This is a genomic window from Actinoallomurus liliacearum, assembly GCF_039542035.1.
Lineage (GTDB): Bacteria > Actinomycetota > Actinomycetes > Streptosporangiales > Streptosporangiaceae > Actinoallomurus > Actinoallomurus liliacearum.
Map to the genome: position 1 here is coordinate 256,788 of NZ_BAABHJ010000027.1, position 15,144 is coordinate 271,931.

General features: G+C 67.6%; 17 protein-coding genes. 9 read left to right on the forward strand and 8 right to left on the reverse strand.

What is annotated here, in order from left to right:
- Window positions 1–12: 12 nt before the first annotated feature.
- On the reverse strand, window positions 13–981 hold the full coding sequence (locus ABD978_RS32795) for a DUF8094 domain-containing protein (protein WP_345363427.1): 969 nt from the start codon (window positions 979–981) through the stop codon (window positions 13–15).
- Window positions 982–1,176: 195 nt separating this feature from the next.
- Between ABD978_RS32795 and ABD978_RS32800 the strand changes: the two genes are divergently transcribed.
- Together ABD978_RS32800 and ABD978_RS32805 are read left to right on the forward strand one after the other, a co-directional pair.
- Complete coding sequence (locus tag ABD978_RS32800; RefSeq protein ID WP_345363428.1) at window positions 1,177–2,079, forward strand: carbohydrate kinase family protein; 903 nt, start codon at window positions 1,177–1,179, stop codon at window positions 2,077–2,079.
- 198 nt (window positions 2,080–2,277) lie between these two features.
- Window positions 2,278–4,656: a poly(ethylene terephthalate) hydrolase family protein gene (locus ABD978_RS32805; protein ID WP_345363430.1), complete on the forward strand. Its 2,379-nt coding sequence runs from the start codon at window positions 2,278–2,280 to the stop codon at window positions 4,654–4,656.
- Between the two features lie 145 nt (window positions 4,657–4,801).
- Here ABD978_RS32805 and ABD978_RS32810 read toward each other — a convergent pair whose 3' ends face one another.
- Window positions 4,802–4,978: a hypothetical protein gene (locus ABD978_RS32810; protein WP_345363432.1), complete on the reverse strand. Its 177-nt coding sequence runs from the start codon at window positions 4,976–4,978 to the stop codon at window positions 4,802–4,804.
- A 158-nt stretch (window positions 4,979–5,136) separates the two neighbouring features.
- On the opposite strand from ABD978_RS32810, the gene ABD978_RS32815 reads away from it, so the two are divergent.
- Both ABD978_RS32815 and ABD978_RS32820 read left to right on the forward strand, forming a co-directional pair.
- Window positions 5,137–7,080 (forward strand): hypothetical protein, encoded by a 1,944-nt coding sequence (locus tag ABD978_RS32815; protein WP_345363434.1) that lies wholly within the window; start codon window positions 5,137–5,139, stop codon window positions 7,078–7,080.
- 12 nt (window positions 7,081–7,092) lie between these two features.
- On the forward strand, window positions 7,093–7,755 hold the full coding sequence (locus tag ABD978_RS32820) for a class I SAM-dependent methyltransferase (protein WP_345363436.1): 663 nt from the start codon (window positions 7,093–7,095) through the stop codon (window positions 7,753–7,755).
- Between the two features lie 30 nt (window positions 7,756–7,785).
- Here ABD978_RS32820 and ABD978_RS32825 read toward each other — a convergent pair whose 3' ends face one another.
- Window positions 7,786–8,289 carry an NUDIX hydrolase gene (locus tag ABD978_RS32825; protein WP_345363438.1) on the reverse strand — a complete coding sequence of 168 codons (504 nt, stop codon included), beginning with the start codon at window positions 8,287–8,289 and terminating at the stop codon, window positions 7,786–7,788.
- A 160-nt stretch (window positions 8,290–8,449) separates the two neighbouring features.
- Between ABD978_RS32825 and ABD978_RS32830 the strand changes: the two genes are divergently transcribed.
- Entirely contained in the window at window positions 8,450–9,229 is a 780-nt protein-coding gene (locus ABD978_RS32830; RefSeq protein ID WP_345363440.1) for a hypothetical protein, read from the forward strand.
- Window positions 9,230–9,337: 108 nt separating this feature from the next.
- On the opposite strand, the gene ABD978_RS32835 is transcribed toward ABD978_RS32830, so the two are convergent.
- Window positions 9,338–10,186, reverse strand: coding sequence for a GON domain-containing protein (locus tag ABD978_RS32835; protein WP_345363442.1), 849 nt, complete (start codon window positions 10,184–10,186; stop codon window positions 9,338–9,340).
- 166 nt (window positions 10,187–10,352) lie between these two features.
- Window positions 10,353–11,276, reverse strand: coding sequence for an NmrA family NAD(P)-binding protein (locus ABD978_RS32840; RefSeq protein WP_345363444.1), 924 nt, complete (start codon window positions 11,274–11,276; stop codon window positions 10,353–10,355).
- Window positions 11,277–11,380: 104 nt separating this feature from the next.
- Between ABD978_RS32840 and ABD978_RS32845 the strand changes: the two genes are divergently transcribed.
- The gene (locus ABD978_RS32845; RefSeq protein WP_345363446.1) at window positions 11,381–11,947 is read left to right on the forward strand and encodes a TetR/AcrR family transcriptional regulator; all 567 of its coding nucleotides are present in this window, start codon (window positions 11,381–11,383) and stop codon (window positions 11,945–11,947) included.
- Window positions 11,948–11,988: 41 nt separating this feature from the next.
- Here ABD978_RS32845 and ABD978_RS32850 read toward each other — a convergent pair whose 3' ends face one another.
- Together ABD978_RS32850 and ABD978_RS32855 are read right to left on the reverse strand one after the other, a co-directional pair.
- On the reverse strand, window positions 11,989–12,390 hold the full coding sequence (locus ABD978_RS32850; RefSeq protein WP_345363447.1) for a hypothetical protein: 402 nt from the start codon (window positions 12,388–12,390) through the stop codon (window positions 11,989–11,991).
- Window positions 12,391–12,392: 2 nt separating this feature from the next.
- Window positions 12,393–12,629 carry a hypothetical protein gene (locus ABD978_RS32855; RefSeq protein ID WP_345363449.1) on the reverse strand — a complete coding sequence of 79 codons (237 nt, stop codon included), beginning with the start codon at window positions 12,627–12,629 and terminating at the stop codon, window positions 12,393–12,395.
- A gap of 247 nt (window positions 12,630–12,876) precedes the next feature.
- Between ABD978_RS32855 and ABD978_RS32860 the strand changes: the two genes are divergently transcribed.
- Genes ABD978_RS32860 through ABD978_RS32865 form a run of 3 tightly spaced genes read left to right on the forward strand, consistent with a single transcriptional unit; the run spans window position 12,877 to window position 14,413 of the window.
- Window positions 12,877–13,668 (forward strand): helix-turn-helix domain-containing protein, encoded by a 792-nt coding sequence (locus ABD978_RS32860; RefSeq protein ID WP_345363451.1) that lies wholly within the window; start codon window positions 12,877–12,879, stop codon window positions 13,666–13,668.
- Complete coding sequence (locus ABD978_RS44060) at window positions 13,665–13,805, forward strand: DUF397 domain-containing protein (RefSeq protein WP_425550792.1); 141 nt, start codon at window positions 13,665–13,667, stop codon at window positions 13,803–13,805. The genes ABD978_RS32860 and ABD978_RS44060 overlap by 4 nt, the downstream gene beginning before the upstream one ends.
- Window positions 13,806–13,834: 29 nt before the next feature.
- Complete coding sequence (locus ABD978_RS32865) at window positions 13,835–14,413, forward strand: DUF6879 family protein (RefSeq protein ID WP_345363453.1); 579 nt, start codon at window positions 13,835–13,837, stop codon at window positions 14,411–14,413.
- A gap of 64 nt (window positions 14,414–14,477) precedes the next feature.
- Here the strand turns inward: ABD978_RS32865 and ABD978_RS32870 are convergent, their stop codons facing one another.
- The gene (locus ABD978_RS32870; RefSeq protein ID WP_345363455.1) at window positions 14,478–15,137 is read right to left on the reverse strand and encodes a DUF6082 family protein; all 660 of its coding nucleotides are present in this window, start codon (window positions 15,135–15,137) and stop codon (window positions 14,478–14,480) included.
- Between the last annotated feature and the right edge of the window lie 7 nt (window positions 15,138–15,144).

A 15,144-nucleotide genomic window follows, 5' to 3' on the forward strand; every position in this document is an offset into this window, starting at 1 on the left:
GGAGGCCGGCGGTCAGCTTCCGGTCGCGCTGATCGCGTGTGCCCCGCTGGTCACGACGGAGGGCAGGCCGGTGGAGGGAACATAAGTCCCGTACGTCCACAGCCACTCGCCGGTGAAGCGGTTGTAGTAGCGCTTCGGCCCCAGACCGAGGAAGTCGTCGGAGGGTTTGTACCACACGTCCGGCTTCGTCGCCGTGTAGCGGAGCCCCTGGACCACGGCGCTCAGAACGAGCGCGCCACCGTCGGTGGTCTTCAAGGCGTAGACGGGTTGCGGCCGGGCCTTCCACTCGGTACGGCCCTGCCACCGGTTGCCGCTGTTGATCTGCAGTACGGACTTGGCCCAGTTTCTGCCGAGCGTGGAGGTGAGGGGGCCGGAGGCGAACTTCTCCGGGGACTTCTGACGGGCGGCGGTGTAGGTCAGGTAGGTGGAGAGCCGGGTGCCGACGTCGAGGGCCGGTCCGGTCGTCACCGCGGTCGCCGAGCCGTCCGCGCCGCGGGCGATCGACGGCAGCTTCTGGCCCTTCGCCAGCCAGGAGCCGGCGGCGGCCTTGTACTTGCCCCCGCCGGTGTCGACCATCACGAGGAACTCCTTGTCCTTACTTCCGCGCACCTGAGCGAAGACCGCGAACCAGGCCGGGCTCACGTCACGCGGGATGAAGAACTGGGGGCTCTGGTAGTAGAAGGCCTTGATCTTCTTTTCCTGCTTGGCCCGGATGCGCTTGTTGCCGACCAGGTCGACCTCGAGCATCGGCCCGGTCTCGTTCTCGCGCAGCAGCGCGTCGGAGACCTTGGCGTTCGCCTCGTTGTTGACCCGTTCGTAGTTGGTGAAGATCGTTCGCGCCTGCGCCTCGGTCAGCGCGGGGGCCGCGTGCGGCTTGGCCGACGCGGACGGGTGCTGTGCCGCCGGCTTGGTCTTACCGCCGCACCCCGCGGCGGCCAGCACGCTGAGGGCGACAGACCCGAGGACGATCCCTTTTCGCACGTGGAAGCTCCGTAAAAAGGAAGTAAAACGCGAAAATGATACTGAACGTCGCAGGTCGGCCCCGAAGCGGGGCCTCCGCGCCGGGTACGGGCGGACCTTCGTGAACCGTCCGACGGACCGCCCCCTGAGCACGGCCGGCGCCGCTTCAAGATCACGTCATACTGGAACCCGGCAGGTGGCGAGGAGGCGGAGCGGATGGTTCCCGAGCAGGCGGAGTACGACGTCGTCGTGGTCGGCGGCAGCGGGGTGGACACGATCGTGCGCGTCGGCTCGCTGCCGGTCCCGCTCGCGGACTCGGTCGCCGTCCCGCCCATCGAGGAGTGGCCCGGCCACACCGGCGGGAACGTCGCCCTCGGCACCCGAGCGCTCGGCCTGTCGGTCGCGCTGCTCGACTACATCGGCGACGACTGGATCGGCGCACAGGTACGCACGCGGCTCGCCGAGGGGGACGTGCAGTTCGCCCCGATGATCTCCCCCGCCGGCACCCGCCGCGCCGTGAACCTGGTGGACGCGACCGGCCGCCGGATGTCCTTCTACGACGGCCGTGACCCGGCGGACCTGCGGATGCCGAGGGAGCACTACCTCCCCTGGCTGAGCCGGGCCCGCCACGTCCACCTGTCGATCATGAACTTCGCGCGTTTCCTCTACGACGACATCGCGGACCTCGGGGTCACGGTCTCCACGGACCTGCACGACTGGGACGGGCTGGCCGACCACCATCGGGAGTTCGCGCTCCGCTCCGACCTCGTCTTCTTCAGCGCCGCGGGCGCGGGCGAGGGCTTCACCACGGTGATGCGGGAGATCCTCCGCGAGGGCCGCGCGGAGACCGTGGTGGCCACGGCCGGCGCGGACGGCGCGTACGTCCTCACCCGGGACGGCGGCCCCACCCCGCGGCACATCCCGGCGACCGTCCCGCCCGCACCGGTGGTGGACTCGAACGGCGCGGGCGACGCGTTCGTCTGCGGCTTCCTGTACGGCAGGCTCGCCGGCCGGGACGTGGAAGAGTGCGCCCGCCTCGGCGCGGTCGCGGGCGCCTACGCCTGTACGGCCCCGGGCTCCACCGCGCTCATCTCCGCCGAGGCCCTGCGCACGGCGTAGCCCACCTCCGGGTTCCGGAAGCAGGGGCCGCGGCACGCGCGACCGGCCGATCGGGAGCCTCCTCTTTCCCCGAGGCTTCGTAACACCCGTCCCCCGAGTTACACGAAGGTAATTCCGCCGCAACCGGCAGCGTGAAGATCGCTGGAACCCTTCTCGCCGATGGGGCTTTTGTCCCGCGTCGTACGAGAAAGGGACTTGATGAGACTTTCGGCGAGATCCATCGCCTTCGGGGTGGCGTTCGCCCTCGGCGTCACCCTCCTGCCGACCGCCGCGACCGCGACGCCCGGCACCCCCTCACCCGACGGATCCTGGTCCGTGACCCCGGTACACGGCGGCTACCGGGTCACGCTGCACCTGGACCGGGAACTGGAGGCCAGGGACGCCCTCCCCGAGATCGCGGTGAACGGCAGGTCGGTGGGGTACGCCCAGCAGTCACCCGACGGCCGCACGCTGACCGTGACCACCACCGACCGGACGGCGGCCGAGGCGTCCTCGGTCCAGGTCGCCTGGAACGGCACGGTACCCGGCTCGACGACGGGTACGACGTCCGCGAAGGCGACGCCGAAGCCTCACGCCTCCCGTACGTCGCCGCCGGTGGACCCGGCCGCGCCGGGCCCGTACGGAATCGATCGCGCCGACTACGACTTCGGCGACACCGCGCTGAAACTGTCCGGCCTCGGGGACCGCGTCGTCGAAGAGCGCGCCGCGGTGTGGGTGCCGAAGAACGCGCCTGGACCGCGACCGGTCGTGATCTTCCTCCACGGGCGCCACTCCGCCTGCTACGACCCGGTGGCCAAGAAGACCGACAACACGCACTGGCCGTGCGCCGACGGGTACCAGCCCATCCCCAGCCACCGCGGTTACGACAAGTCCGCCGAGGTCCTGGCGAGCCGCGGTTACGTCGTCGTCTCCATCAGCGCGAACGGCATCAACGCCCAGGACAACCCGTACAGCGACGACGCCGGCACGCTGGCCCGCGGTCAGCTGGTGCTGGACCATCTCGACCTGCTCGCGCGGGCGAACGACGGCCGAGCGCCGGGCATGAGCCCGCTGCTGAAGGGGCGGCTCGATCTGAAGGACGTCGGGCTCATGGGCCACTCGCGCGGCGGCGAGGGCGTGGTCAAGGCCGCGCTGCTCAACGCGGCGCTGCCGCGCCCGTACGGCATCAAGGCGGTGCTGCCGCTCGCGCCCATCGACTTCGGCCGCGAGACGCTGCCGGACGTTCCGATGGCGGTGATCCTGCCGTACTGCGACGGTGACGTGTCCAACCTGCAGGGTCAGCACTTCTACGAGGACACGCGGTACGCCCACACCTCGGACGGAGTGCTGCGCTCCTCGCTGCTGGTCATGGGCGCCGACCACAACTTCTTCAACACCGAGTGGACGCCGGGCGTCGCCGTGGCCCCGGCCAGTGACGACTGGTCCAGCCAGAGCGACGCCACCTGCGGGACGAACTCGCCGACCTCCATCCGCCTCACCGCGGCCGAGCAGTACCAGGTGGGCGTCGACTACGTCGCGGGCTTCTTCCGGCTGGTGATGGGACACGAGACGGGCCTGGCGCCGATGTTCGACGGCAGCACGGGCACGGAGATCTCCGTCGGCGCGGCCACCGTGTACCAGGAGAGCCAGGCCCCGACCGGGGACCGGCTCGACCTCGCGCCGCTGCGCGGACCGGCGTCGAACGTCGAGTTCTCCCCGGCGGAGGCCGGGCGGTTCTGCGCGAGCATGGGCGGCCGATCGCCGCAGAGCGGGCTGCCGTCCTGCACGATGTCCACCTCGACGGGCCGGTTCCCGTCCTTCACCCCGGCGAACTACGGCGGGAACGTGACGGCGACGCCGCTGCTGCACCTGAGCTGGACCGCCCCCACGTCGATGAGCGTGGACCTGCCCCGAAGCCGCTCCAACGTCAAGAAGTACGCCGCCCTCACCCTTCGGGCGGCGCTGGACGACGCCGGCGTGTCCGCGGACCTGAAGATCACGGTCGTGGACGGCGCCGGCCGCACGCAGTCGACGACGGTGTCCGGACTCGGCGACGCCCTCACCTCGTTCCCCGGATCGGGCACCCTGCTGCCCAAGACCTGGCTGCGTACGATCCGGTGGCCGGTGGCGGAGATGACCGGCGTCAAGGTGAACGACCTCCGGCAGGTCGTCATCTCCACCGCGACGCCCACGGGCGGGGTGTTCCTCTCCGACCTGGCCTTCCAGGACTCCGGGGTCGGCGAGGGCGGTCCGAGCGAGCTCCCGCAGGTGTCCATCGTCGGCACGACCGTGAACGAGGGCGACGGCCCGGGCACCGCGACCGTCACCCTACGGCTGTCGGAGACCAGCAAGGTCCCGGTGACCGCGAGCGTGCAGACGCTGGCCGGAACCGGCACCCAGGTCGCCACCGGCGCCCAGCAGGTCGTCATCGAGCCGGGGCGGCGCGAGGTGGCGGTGCGGATCCCGGTCAACGGCGACACCGTACCGGCGGCGACGACCGACACGGTCTACAAGGTGTTCGTGGTCGATCCGACCGACGCGGTGGTCGGCCAGAACTTCGCGCACCTCACCGTGCACGACGACGACCCGGCCGCATAACCTCGGATCCTGACCGGAAAGGACCGCCAGGTGTCACCGGGACCGCAGGCCCGCCGGCCTGCGGGCCCGGCGGGGCGACGGTCCGGTCCCACGAACCCACCGCCCTCCACCCGACCCGAGGATCACGAACGGTTCTGAGGAGAGTTCACGCGCGGAACTCCGGGTCCTCCGCCCGGAGCGCCCGGTCCTCCCAGTACGCGGCGCGATCCTGGGCGCGGGTCATGAGGTGGCTTCTGACCGCTACGACGATGTTCGCCGTGACGAAGGCTCCCACGATGCCCCCTGTGGCAACGCTCGCGGCGATCGTGATGAGGGCGTTCACGGCGATCCGCCCATGAGGGCGCGGTGTTCGATCATTGGAGCTCGGGTTCCCTTCCGGTCGAAGCGTCGGAAGGGAGGCGCCTCCCTTGGTCAAGCACACCATGTCCATCCGGGGGCCTCCTGGTTGCAACCTGGTGATGGCCCGGCGAAAATCGGGATGTGCCGGAGGAATCGGGGACGCCAGACTTCGCGCGGCTGGTCGCCGATCTCAAACTCCTCCGCGAGAAAGGGCTGACCAGGCTCCGCCGGATCAACGTTCCGGCACTGGAAGAAGCGACACGGCGGTGCCGGCCGAACTCCTCGGCCTCGACGCAACCCGCGATCGAAGAACTCCTCAGATCTGCGGTGTCCCGGATAGGCGGCGGATTCCTCGGCGAGGCCGCCGAGTACACCTTCGGATTGGTCTCCGGAACGCGGGCCTGGCCGGCGCAGCAACGACGGCGAAAGGCCGCCGAGATCTGCGGCGTGACGACGGACCACTTCAGGAAGTCCTACGAGATCACGATCCTCGAACAGGTGGCCGAGGAGATGATCGCCTCCATCGAGCGGTCGTCGACGCCTTCCGGCGGGGAACCGAAGGCTTCGGCGGCCGGCGACACGCCTGGCACCGGGCACATCGTGATGCGCACGGTCGTCGGCGACGCCGTCTTCGTCGAACGCCTGGCCGAGGCCACCAGCGCCACGATCGTGGATCCGACCCACGAGGACCTGGCCGATCATCTGGAACGCGCACTGGCCCGCAAGAGGCGGAGGTCCGGCCCGGCCGCCTTCTGGGAGGAGCTTCGGATCGTCTTCCTGAACGACGACCTCCTCGGCTTCGTACGGGACGACCTGACCGTCCAGTTCCCCGACGCCGCGGAGGCGGCCCGCGAACGACGGCAGCGTGCGGGCCTCGCCAGGCGCACAGTCACGTCATTACTGCTGCGCCTCGGCACTCCCGGCCGGTGGAGCGTCCACTCGTACGCGGGGCTCGTCCAGTTCCCGGGCGCGGTGCTCCGGACGGCCGACGGTCACAACCTCGTTCACCTGACCGGAGCGCGCTCACATCGAGCCGGGCCGGAGATACTGCGTTTCGAGTTCGAGGATCGACCCGACCACTACTTCGAGTCGGTCTTCCAGGAGGTGGTGGAGAACAGCAGGGAAGAGCACGAGGTGGTGCTCGTCGGCTCTCCGACCGAAGCGGGATTCGCCTGCTCGGGCGCGCGGTTCCGGCGCGGGGTGATGATCCCGCAGCAGAACATCCACGACTGGCTGCCGGCGGTCGTGATAATCACCTGGCGACGAAAGGGCGGCAGCATAGAGCCGCTTCTGGAGATCAATACCCCGAAGAACTCCACCAGGGAGCTCGGGAAGGCGTCGCATCTCAGCGGGTACGTGAATCAACGCGACCACGTGACACAGGACTCGGCGAACAGCACGGCCCCGAATTTCCTGATCGGACCGGCGACCGCCAAGGCCGCGGTCCTCCGCGAGCTGCGGGACGAGCTCCGCGTGACCGAACTGCCGCGGGAGCCACGGCTCACGAGCACACCCGGGTTCTACTACCCGGACAAGGAGAACCTCTTCTTCTACGTCTTCGAGGTCGAGATCCCCGCCGAGACGCGCTTCGCCCCGAGCACGCACATGTACCCCTGGTCCGTGGAAGAGGTACTGCAGGTCCGCGAGCACCAGGTCGTCAACAACACGATCCTCGCGCTGACGGAGGACGGGCTCACGCGCGGGCAGCGCAGAATGGCCCTCACGATCGCGGGCCTGAACCTCACCGTCCACGGCCACGACGACCTGGCCCGGCGCGTGTCCGAGCAGAGCCGGCAGGACGAGCTCGACCGCCGGCTCGTCGAGGAGCTCACCGAACTCGCCGGCCGCTCGCGCTTCAGCCGCTACGCCGCCGGCCGGGAGCTCTCCATCGAGGGCCTGGCGGGCCTGCAGTATCGCAACTTCTTCACCGACGTCCTTCCGGTGTACGCGCAGGTCGGCGTGCCCTCCGCCGCGAAGATCCTGGCCTCCCTGCACGCCGACCCGGCAAGGAGCCGGGCGATCGGCAGGCTGGCGGCCTCGTACGGTGACGAGCAGTTGATCACAGCGCTACCCATCGAGGTGTGAGGAGAGATCCGGGTGGACGTCGCGCAGTTCTTCCAAGCCGCCTACGGCCGGAACGAGCGGTACTGGTGGACGGTCCCCCAGCGGTACTCGACGGATCCGGAGGATCACCACGCCTCGGTCATCACCCGATCCGTGCTGCGGTACGCGCGGAGCCGGCCGCCGGGAAGGGCTCTCGATCTCGGCAGCGGCGAGGGCGCGGACGCGATCAGGCTCGCCCTGCTCGGCTGGCAGGTCGACGCGGTGGAGATCAGCGGCGCCGGCGCCGAGAAGATCGAACGCTTCGCCCGCGACACGGGCGTCGAGGTGACCGTGTACCACACCGACGCACGGTCGTACACCGCGCCCGCGCGCTATGACCTCATCGTCTGCAACGGCCTGCTGCACTACCTCCCGGACAAGGAGGAGGTGATCCGGAGCATGCAGGCGATGACTCACCCGGGCGGGGCCAACGCGATCTCGTGCTGGAGCACGTTCACGCCCGTTCCGCGGAGCCACCGGATCGTACCGACGTATCCCGACGACGAGGACGGCGTCATAACGCGGCTCTATCGGGATTGGCGAAGGCCGCTGCACTACTTCGAACGCAATCGACTCGAGGCCAGTCACGACGATATGGGCGAGCACGTACACAGTCATATAAAGATGCTCGCCATCGCGCCGTCCAATGACCGATGAGCCGAGAACCGGGCGATCCCGGCCGGCCGCTCAGGCCGATCGCCGTTCCAGCATCACAAGAGCCCTCTCCAGGAAACTCGTGACCTTCATCCGGGGCATCTCGCGACGCAGGCGGTCGATCGTGAAGAAATCGATCTTCTCTATCTCGCGCCGTTCGATCTCGTACGGCCCATCGTGGTACGCGAGGAAGGTCGCGACCATCTCCCGGTCCTCCACCGAGAGGTATTTCCCCAGGTAGCGGAGGGGCGCCTGGATGCCCAGCTCCTCGCCGAGCTCCCGGCTCGCCGCCTCCTCGTAGGACTCCCCGCTGTTGACGTGACCGGCCGCCGCGCCCGACCAGTAGAGCGGATAGGCCTTCTTACCGGCGGAACGCTGTTGCAGCAGCAACTCGTCCTTGGAGTTGATGATGACGACGAAGGCAACCCGGCTAAGGAGACCTTTCTCCTCGATCTCGCAATTATCGGCTTGACCGATTATCTCGTCATCTTCATTGATCACATCGCGCAACACCATGCCCAGCCCATCGCCGCTCATGATCGCCATCCTAGGTCGGAGGCGCACGCCTCGAAGGGATTCAACGGATATTCGTCGGACACCCTGACGCCACGGCGCACGCCGCTTCGTCCGGTACGGCACCGAGACCCGCCCCGTCCTGCTGCGACCCTGGTGTGGTCTTCGACAGGCGGGAGAAGCGGTGGGGATCGACTGGATGCGGATGCGGCCGGTGAGCGACCTTTCCCCCGAGTGCTGGGCGGCGCTGGTCGAAGCCCAGGCGACGGCGTTCGCAGCACTCGGCAACCGGCGCGCGGGAGAGTTCGACCACCTGCTCGGCGGGCCGCCGCCGGCCTCAGGGTCGAACCACATCGCGCGGCATGTGAAGGTCGACAGCGGCCCGGACTGCTATCGCCGGGTGAATTCCTTCGTCTACAGTCCCGTCCTCCCGGCGGAGTGGCGGCTGGCGGCCTTCCGCAGCTTCCTGCCCGGCGAACTCGCCGACCACCTGCGACGATGGCGCACGCACCTGGACGAGGTCCGCGGTGGAGCCCATCGCGGTTACCTGCGAGCCTGGTACCGCTACGACGTCACCGCACAGTACGCGGAGGCCTGGTCGCTCCTACGGGAGCGGGCGGAGCAGGCCCGGGAACGGACGAACAGGTGGGCGCTCGCCCCTGAGCTGCAAGCCGTCCGTGAGGAGATCCTCGCAATCCCGGCACCGACCGTCCCGTCGGCCCCCTACTGGGCCGTGGGGCACCCTCTCCTTCCGCCCGACCACGGTAACGACGAACCTGTACCGGTCACGCTGGCGAAGGCGTGGAATCACCGGGTTCCACGGAAGCACCGCGTATGGCTCCCCGGTCCCTGGACCTTCGAGAAGTACGTGCGGGAGGCGGTGGAGGATCCCGACCTGCACGACACCCTCGACTGGATGAGCCGGGCCGTCGATGACGGCCATGGCCTGCTGCTCGATTACTAGTCCTGAGGGTTCCCGCCGCCGCGTGAACACGGCCGGCTAGTTCCACTTCAGTATCGGCAGACGGCGGTCCGGGCATCGGCCCGGGCCGCCGCCTGTCACGAACGCGCGTCAGACCGCGCGGATCCGACCGTCGGTGTCCGACACCGCCACCAGGTGGCCGCCGCGCCGGACCATGAGGACGGGCCGACCGCCTTCCCGTCGCACCTGCGTGGTGAGCCCGGTCGTGCCGCCCAGGTGGAGGCAGATCTGGCGGCGGGCGGGAAGCACCCCGTTCTGCGCGCAGGCCACCTTCAGGTGGTACGTGCCCGGGCTCGGGTTGAAGGGGTTGTACAGCGGCGGAGCCGACATCTCCCAGCCGCAGTAGCCGCCGCCGCGCAGGTCGACCGTCTGGCCGTTCGGGCTCGGCGTCGCCGTTCCGGAGGCGTTGAACCCACCGGCGGCGAACGCGTTGTCGACCCGGAACGGCGTGTCCTGCAGGTCGATGTTCCCCAGCCCGTCGGGCCGCGAGGTACACGCCATCGCGACTCCGTACGGCATGCTGGTCACGGTCGCCGTACCGTGCCGCAGCGAGCCGGTGGACGCCGCGAAGGTCAGATCCCCGATGTCCACGGTCAACGTCTTGGGATCGACGCGCAGTCTCGTGAACTTCGTCCGGACGCTCGTACCGGGTGAGGCGCCGCCGGCGGTGTACTGCGAGAAGTTGAGGTCCGGCCCGGTCCTGGCGAGATCGAGGTACTCGCTGGGCGCCGTGGCCATGTGGGAGCAGTGGACCGTGAAGAGGTTGCCGTTGTTGTACAGCAGGTAGGTCCCGTCCCCCGCGATCGGAATCGCCCGGTGAACATCCTGGCAACTGCCGAACAGCTGGACGGGAGCGGCGTGAGCCGTCCCACCGGTTGCCGGGAGCGTGGCGCACAGCGCCGCCAGAAGAGCCGATATCCGAATTGACGATCCAGCCATTTAATCTCCCCTGTTCGCGATGAGATGCCGACTGCGATCAGGAGGCTAACAGCCGAGTTGAACGACGATCGATTGCTGCGTAGAACACGCGAGTTTCGGAGTGTCGGGGCAAAAGTCCAGAAAATAAACCCCCTACCGGTCATGCCAGATATAACCGCTAAACCGGTCAGGCCGTGGCTCGCATGTGCTCCTGCGCCCATTCCTCGAAGCCGGTGAGCGGGATGCCGAGGTCCCTCGCGTACTCCGGGCGGGCCGGCTGGCCGACCACGTTCAGCCACTCATGGGTGGCGCCCATGCCCGGCATTCCGGCGGCGAAGGCCTCCTCCTCGGTCATGTCCGGCGCGGACAGTCGCGTACCCACGGCGCGGGACAGGATCTCGGCGATCTCCGCCATCGACAGGTAGTCGCTCGCCAGCTCCAACTCGATCCCGTCGAACCGCTCCGGCTCGGCGATGGCCGCAGCGGCGGCCCTGCCAATGTCGTCCACCGCGGCGAGGGACAGCCGGGTCTCGGGTTTCACGACGCTCACCAGACCACCCTCGATGCCACGCGGGAACAGGAACCTCATGGACGGCAGGAAGTTCTCCATGAAGAATCCCGGCTTGAGAAGCGTCCAGTGCGGAAAGCCGGCCGCGCGCACCCGGTCCTGAATCGCGCTCTTGGCGCCCAGGGTGGGTTCCATCGAAGCCCAGCGGCCTTCGACCCAGCCGGGAGCTTCGGTATGCAGACCGGCGCCACTGACGGACGTGTGCACGAACTGCGGCACTCCGGCGGCCTTCGCACCCTCGATGAGGTTGATGCCCTGGGTCACCTCTCCGGCGAAGTCAACGCTTTCCGCGGTCATCTCCGGCATCTGCACGGAGAAGACGGCGCGGGCGCCCTCGGCGGCCCGGATCACGGAGTCGCGGTCGCGGAGATCACCGGTGACCAGCTCGGCGCCGAGCGCCTCGACCGCCTTGGCCCGGTCGGTGGCCGGGTCGCGCACCAGGGCGCGTACGGGAACACCCGCCGCAAGCAGGGCGCGGGCGGTGGCCCCACCCTGCCTGCCGGTGGCACCGGTGACCAGGACGGGCGCGGAATCTATGGACATGCTGCTCCTCGAGGTACTCCAACATTAAACGGCGGGGCCCGCCGTTTACTTCGCGATACGATACGGCGGGCCCCGCCACTTAGCAACACCTTGGAGATGACGCCATGCCCGACCGCCAGCGCGCGGACGCCCGGCGCAACTACGCGCGGATCCTCGCCGTTGCCGAGGACGAGGTCGCCGCCCACGGCGCCGGCGCCTCCCTCGAACAGATCGCCCGCACCGCAGGGGTCGGCTCGGCGACCGTGCGCCGGCACTTCCCCACCCGCCGCGCACTGTTGGAGGCGGTCTCCCGGGAACGGATCGAGGCCCTGTGCGTCCGCGCCGACGACCTGACCGGCAACGGCGACAGCCGGAACGCGCTCCTGGAATGGCTGAGTGACCTCGTCGCCTACTGCGTCTCCGCCCGGGGACTGGCGGCCGCGCTGGCCTACGAGGGAGCCGCGCCCGACTCGGTGCACGAGAACACCTGCTCGGCGAAGATGGAACAGGCGGGCGAACCTCTGCTGCGCCGCGCCGTGCGGGACGGTACGGTCACGCCAGACGTCACCGTCGCCGATCTGATCACGCTGATCGTCGGCATCGTCCTCGCGACCGAGCACCACCCGAATCCCGCCGCCGCAGCGGACCGGCTGTTCCAGCTGTCCGTGGCAGGCCTGAGCCCACAGAGCTGACCGAAGGCACGCGACCGACAGGTCGGCTCCCCGGTCGAGCATCATGAATCGCGCCTCGGGAAACGGCTCGGGGCCGCGTTCGGTGAGCCGTGAAGGTAAGCGTGGAGTTCTTCGGCGGTCATCTCGTCGAACCGCGCAAGCGCCACGTTCAAGAACCGGAGCTGGTCCGAGTCCGTGGTCGCCACGCAGATCTGGCCACCCGCCCACCTCCAGAGCGGAAGCCCGCCGGTGTCCCACGCCGACGACCAGCCCGGCGGCGCCGGCTGTTCCGGCTCGGTACGCTGCCGACGCTGAAGGCTCATCCGCGCGGCGGCCGGATACTTCCGGATCAGGAAGTCGAGCTGAAGGAGTTGTCGCGCCTCCGACGGTGACCGCCCCGCCATGGAGTCGACGAGGGCCCGCAGCGCCGGAAGCGAGCGCATGAGCCGTTCTTCGGGCGTCATCGTCACATCCCGCTCCGGCGCAGCGGGATGCAGACGACCTTGCTGATCACTCGGACCAGCTCCTGGACGTCGTCCACGGCGAGGAGCCGGGAGGAGTCGTCGATGCGGCCGATCGGCACACCCCACGACCAGTGCCACCGCAGGTCCCCTTGCGCGTCCGGCCTGCAGACGATCCGCTCGCTGAGGTGATTGCTGACACCGTGAATAAGGATTTCCGCCCCGTACTGCTCAGCCTTCAACCCGGCCGCCTGGCATTCCTGGGTCAGCCACTTCGCGTATGCGCGAATGTCTTCTGATGTGTACCGATTCATCCTCGACTCTCCGTTGATTTATCGCCCGGATTTTCGATGACCAGGCTCACACGGTGAGTTACCGTGAGCTACGACCCTCCAGCCCCCCATACGGCACCCGTGGTAGGAATCGCGATCAATGGCTGCCGAGACCAGGAGGCATTCAGTGCCTACTCAGCGCGACCAAGATCCTCTGATGGAGACGTTCGCCGAGGAGCTGCGCTTTCGGCGCGAAGAAGTCGGCCTGTCTCGAAACAAGCTCGCCGAAGCGCTCGGCTGCACGCCTCAGTGGGTCTACAAGGTCGAGACATGCGAGAAACCGCCGTCTGAAGCCTTCGCCCAGGATCTCGACACTTACTTCTCCACCAACGGCCTCTTCCATCGACAGTGGAGGAAGATCCGAAAGTATCGGCGGAGCGCGATGCTTCTGCCGGGGTTCCCCCAGTACGTAGAGCTAGAAGCGCAGGCCACCATAATTCGGGCGTTCACGCCGCAAGTTGTTTCCGGTCTACTTCAGACCGAGGACTACATGCGGGCACTCATGAGCACCAGCCAGAGCCCTCACACGCTTGAGGAGAGGGTGGCCGGCCGCCTTGAGCGGCAGGCGGCAGCCTTCGATCGACCGGATCCAGCGAAGGGATGGTTCGTCCTCGACGAGTCAGCCTTGCAACGCGTCATCGGCGGACCAGAGGTCATGCGTAAGCAGCTGAGCAAGCTCTGCGATCTCGCCAGTTCACCGAACATTCAGGTACGGATACTCCCGTTCGGATCCGTAACCTATGCCGGCCTCGACGGGATGTTCGTTACTCTGACCCTCGCCGACGGAACGGAAGTCGCCTACCATGAGGGGCCAGGAGTTAACCAGCTCACTCAGGAGCTCGCGACAATCAACGAGTACCATGCGCGCTTCGATCTCGTCATGGGCGAGGCATACCGCCGAAGCGAATCTCTGAAGATCATCACTAAAATGCTGGAGAACCTGGGATGACGATCTCTGATGCGCCAGCAACTACGCAATGGCGCAAGAGTTCCTACACTGCACAAGGTGGCGCCGACTGCGTCGAGGTAGTCCATCTGGTGCTTGCGGTCGCCTCGTCGGACAGCAGCTTGGCCGACGAGGCATAGGGCCTCGCCAGACATCCGGCAAGGTAAACGTGCCACCGACCTGGGCGCTCACAGGAAGCACGCGCCTTGATCTTGACGGTTTCGGCGCGGCCTTCGTGGACGCCTGGTCACGCATCGAGTCGCGCTTCTTGAAGCTCGAATGCTGGCAGGCCTACCACGAACGGGAAGCGAGCGAGTCGCAAGCAGCGTACGAGCGGGGCGACATCGAGTCCGCCCGCGAGTTTCTGCACTATGAGGCACAGGCCGACCGGCCCTTGTACGAGGACGTCAGAGAGCAGAAGATCGAATACGCACGAGTGCGCCTCATACAGGAACCGCTGACCGCCTACCTGAGGTACGAGCTGCTGAGTTACCGAATCCGCGCGGACATGGGTGAGAACATCGAAGTCGTCGTTTGCGACCCGGCGCTACACCTGCCGGATGACCGGTACTTCGACTGCCTCCTCTTCGACCGGCACACTGCCCTCATCCACGACTATGGCTCTGGCGAGATCGGTCTCCAGACCGGCGGCTGGGTCACGCACGAGCCGGTGGCTATGGCAGCGTTAGCAGATACTGTCGAAGCACTCCGCCGGAGGGCCGTCCCGCTCAGGGACTATCTGATATAGGAACCGAGCCGAATCAACACACCGCCTCGGTAGCCGAGCGTGCAACTCTGTTCGACTACGTCGTTCAACGGCTCGAGCGGAACTTTTGGTCACGCTGAACGAAACGGATAACCAAACCAAGACATGTGACAGCCAAGCCGATGCCCAAAGCCCGCCACCAGCGGCGCTTATCATCACCGGACGGATTCTCAGGATCTGGAGGCGGTATCGCCGGCGTATCACGCAGGCGCTGGTATTCCTCATCGATGATTTCATGGAAACGTCGATGCAGCTTGCTCTCCGACGTGTCGAGGCGGGCCCGACGCGCCAGAGCCCAAAACTCCCTTCCGATAGTTCCAGAGAGGAATTCTGCGGCGAGCAATCTGAGATGGTCATCCGTCAGCGTGCGTGTCGCATAGGACATCTCCCATTGCGAGATGATCATATTCGCATACATGTTCTGACGTTGCAGGACGAAGGGATCAGCGAGTCCAGACGGCCCCCAGACCTTGTTCAGCTCGGGATCGTTCATTGCCATTTCGAGCAGACGGGTATGCGATTCGCGGATGGCTTGCAGCCGGATGGCTCTGGACTCTCGCGCCTGCAGGGTCAGTGTCACGGCGACACCGATCACGGCTAGCACCGAGAGTACTGCGGACGCGGCGCCATACGTCTGGCCGATTGAGCTCAAGCGGTTCCAGTGACTCGTAGAACCTTGGAAGGCATCAAGCGCCAGCGGCGACACTCCGATG

What these genes read in the sequence shown, in the direction of transcription:
- ABD978_RS44060 (WP_425550792.1), top strand. Translation starts at nt 13,665, where the DNA reads ATGACGATCTCTGATGCGCCAGCAACTACGCAATGGCGCAAGAGTTCC.
- ABD978_RS32850 (WP_345363447.1), bottom strand. Translation starts at nt 12,390, where the DNA reads ATGACGCCCGAAGAACGGCTCATGCGCTCGCTTCCGGCGCTGCGGGCC.
- ABD978_RS32835 (WP_345363442.1), bottom strand. Translation starts at nt 10,186, where the DNA reads ATGGCTGGATCGTCAATTCGGATATCGGCTCTTCTGGCGGCGCTGTGC.
- ABD978_RS32840 (WP_345363444.1), bottom strand. Translation starts at nt 11,276, where the DNA reads ATGTCCATAGATTCCGCGCCCGTCCTGGTCACCGGTGCCACCGGCAGG.
- ABD978_RS32825 (WP_345363438.1), bottom strand. Translation starts at nt 8,289, where the DNA reads ATGAGCGGCGATGGGCTGGGCATGGTGTTGCGCGATGTGATCAATGAA.
- ABD978_RS32800 (WP_345363428.1), top strand. Translation starts at nt 1,177, where the DNA reads ATGGTTCCCGAGCAGGCGGAGTACGACGTCGTCGTGGTCGGCGGCAGC.
- ABD978_RS32860 (WP_345363451.1), top strand. Translation starts at nt 12,877, where the DNA reads ATGGAGACGTTCGCCGAGGAGCTGCGCTTTCGGCGCGAAGAAGTCGGC.
- ABD978_RS32845 (WP_345363446.1), top strand. Translation starts at nt 11,381, where the DNA reads ATGCCCGACCGCCAGCGCGCGGACGCCCGGCGCAACTACGCGCGGATC.
- ABD978_RS32805 (WP_345363430.1), top strand. Translation starts at nt 2,278, where the DNA reads ATGAGACTTTCGGCGAGATCCATCGCCTTCGGGGTGGCGTTCGCCCTC.